This window comes from Streptomyces sp. NPDC058231 (assembly GCF_042882275.1).
Taxonomy (GTDB): domain Bacteria; phylum Actinomycetota; class Actinomycetes; order Streptomycetales; family Streptomycetaceae; genus Streptomyces.
Genome location: NZ_JBHVWN010000159.1, coordinates 1 through 2,540, shown reverse-complemented (window position 1 = coordinate 2,540; position 2,540 = coordinate 1). Strand labels below are relative to the sequence as shown.

General features: G+C 67.2%; 4 protein-coding genes. All 4 read right to left on the bottom strand.

Annotation, left to right across the window (positions count from 1 at the left end; genetic code table 11):
• Nucleotides 1–445: alpha/beta fold hydrolase (locus ACFVXE_RS38950; protein WP_389678519.1), on the bottom strand; the 445-nt coding region annotated here is incomplete at its 3' end.
• A 108-nt stretch (nucleotides 446–553) separates the two neighbouring features.
• Entirely contained in the window at nucleotides 554–1,300 is a 747-nt protein-coding gene (locus tag ACFVXE_RS38945) for a hypothetical protein (protein WP_389678517.1), read from the bottom strand.
• Nucleotides 1,245–1,784, bottom strand: a complete 540-nt coding sequence (locus tag ACFVXE_RS38940; protein ID WP_389678516.1) for a hypothetical protein — start codon at nucleotides 1,782–1,784, stop codon at nucleotides 1,245–1,247. The genes ACFVXE_RS38945 and ACFVXE_RS38940 overlap by 56 nt, the downstream gene beginning before the upstream one ends.
• 545 nt (nucleotides 1,785–2,329) lie before the next feature.
• Nucleotides 2,330–2,540 (bottom strand): helix-turn-helix domain-containing protein (locus ACFVXE_RS38935; protein ID WP_389678514.1); only part of this gene is annotated, 211 nt, incomplete at its 5' end.

Below are 2,540 nucleotides of genomic sequence, written 5' to 3'. Positions count from 1 at the left end.
CGCCCAGGGCCGCGACCAGCGCCTCTCGAGACGGCGCGTGAGTGGGAAGGCGCGTGGTGAACGACCAGTCGCAGTCGACGACCGCGCCGGTGTCCTCCACGATCAGCTTGCTGACCTTGTCCGGGTGCCGGGCAGCGAACTGGTAGGCGTTCACCCCGCCCAGTGAGTGACCCAGCACCGGCACCGGGCCGACTCCCAGATGCCCGTAGAAGGCGACAACATCGGCTATGTAGTCGTCGCGCTCGTAACTGGTGGCCTGTTCGGATTCTCCATGACCGCGCTGATCGAGCGCGATCACCCGCCACCGCGGCGCCAACCCCGCTGCGAGCGACGCGAACGCCGACGCTTCGTTGTAGTGCCCGTGCAGGGCCACAAGCGGCCTCCCCGGACCACCGAAGTCCAGATACGACAGCTTCCGCCCACCCACCATGAAGAACTCACGCATGATGCGGATCTTAGGGGTCGGCACCGACACCCCACGGCTGAACAGAGGCCCACGCACAGCCCGTCCGCTTCAGGGGAGAGCCCTCACTCAAGACGAGCTACACCCAGTTCAGATGTTCTCCGTGGGGTCGTGGCGTCCGTAGACGGCATCGACATACCGCTGGGCGGTATCGGCTCGCAGTCCGAAGACTGCCGCGATGTGCAGAGGGTCGCGGACACCTATGGCTTGGACTTCGTCGAGGATCCGGTCCTGCCGCAGAAGGTCGAGGCTGGCCTCCTGGCCGCGTAGGACAGTTCTGAGCCACACCCGGCTGACCGGGCTGTCGTGATGGGCGATCTGCTGGGTGATCAGCAGATGGGGGTTGGTCGTACTCGGCCACCTGCGGGTTCGGTAGCCGAGGTAGCGCTGGATGGCTTGGTGGGTGAGGTCGTCGAGGGGACGGGATTGGCCCTGGATGGTGAACTGGCGGTTGGGCAGATCGGCATCCTCCAGGGCCAAGGTCCGGAGATGCACCGCTCCGAGCGCATGATGGCCGGTCAACACCGTCACCAGCCACGTTGCGGGAGTGTGCGTGATCACTCCGATCTCTTCCAGGACGGAGGCCGGGAGTCGGGTGGGGATTCTCAGTCCCGGTCTGCGTGTGACTCTCCGGTCCAGTCGGCGGGTGGGGTCGGCGAAAACCTTCTGCTGGGCCTTGAGGAACGCGAAGAGCGAACGCAGTGCGGTCAGCCGGGTGTGCCCGTCTCCGCCGAACGGCGTTGGCGCTTCGAGGGCGGCGACAACCTCGGCCTTGGATATCTCACGGAGTGTTCCGTGTTCGGTCGACCAGGGCAGCAGGGTCGGCCGTACCTGCAACAGGTAGTTCTTCCAGGTGAGTTCGGCTTTGGGGGGGCGGCGGGAGTTGCCGTTCCTCAGAACGCATCCAGTCGGCGACGTCGGTGCGGATGCCGGTCGGCAGACAGGCCAGGTTGCGCTCCAGCCATTGGTCGAGGGGATCGGCGCGGTCGTCGTCGAGCCGCCCGAGCTCGGCCAGCAGCTCGATGGTTCGGGTGACATTCCGCTTGTTGCCGTCGGCCAGAGGGGCGACTCGGGAAGCCGAGTAACTGGGGGTTCCGGCTTCGTGGGTGGCGACTACGCCTTCCAGAGTGAGTGTGACGCTGTCGCGCACATCGTGGCTCCAGCCCTTGGCCTCGCCGATCCGGGCGACGGCGGGTTCCAGGTGCGCGAACCAGGCCAGACGCGGACCGTCATCGCGCAGTATCCGGTGGGGCAGCTCGTCGATGGGCAGGCTGAAGATCTCGTGCTGGACGGGCCAGCCCTTCGGGCGCCACGCATTCAACTTCCCCACAGTTTGGGCGAGTTGACCTTTCTCTGCCCTGCGCGCTACGCGACCTGGGTTGTGACACGTGATGCGGCGCTGGGTGTCTCCGATAAACAGCTGCTGGCCGGTGGCCTGCACGAGGTGGAGAGCTGCGGGTCCGTAGCCACCGGTCTCGCCGGCCAGTATCCGGGCCTGGTGACGGCAGAGCCTGCAGTGACCGTCCGAGAGCGGAACCCGGCGTGCGCAGGTTCCGCAGGAACCCACGGGGTACGCACGACTAAAGCTGCGACACGCCTCGCACGTCAAGGCATTCATCGGGCCCCAGGAGAAACACGTCCGGCACGAGCGCGGGCGCTCAGACAGCGGCACCAGGCCCGGATGACAACTCCGACACCAGCCCGACATCCAGAACGGTCCGTCGCACCCCCTGCAGGTCGGAGCCACCCCGCCGTCGCGCGCACATTCCCAACACCGCCGATGCTTGGGGGTCCGGGGCGGCCGAACGCCGCAGCCGGAACAGACCAACTCGCCTCGCAGGGCAGCGATGAACGCCTCGCGATTGTTCACGGCGGTGCCGTACGGCCACTGCGACGGACGGGCCTGACGACGGGCGCCTGCCCGACCGCGACATCCTGCGTGCCGACGTCGGCGACTGGGTGAGCCTGGACCTTTCCGGGCTCGCGCAACAGCAACTCCTCGGGGCCGCAGCCGAGCGCGTCGCAGATTACCTCCAGGTCATCGAGCCGGATCGAGGTCGGAGGGCCGGACCAGAGG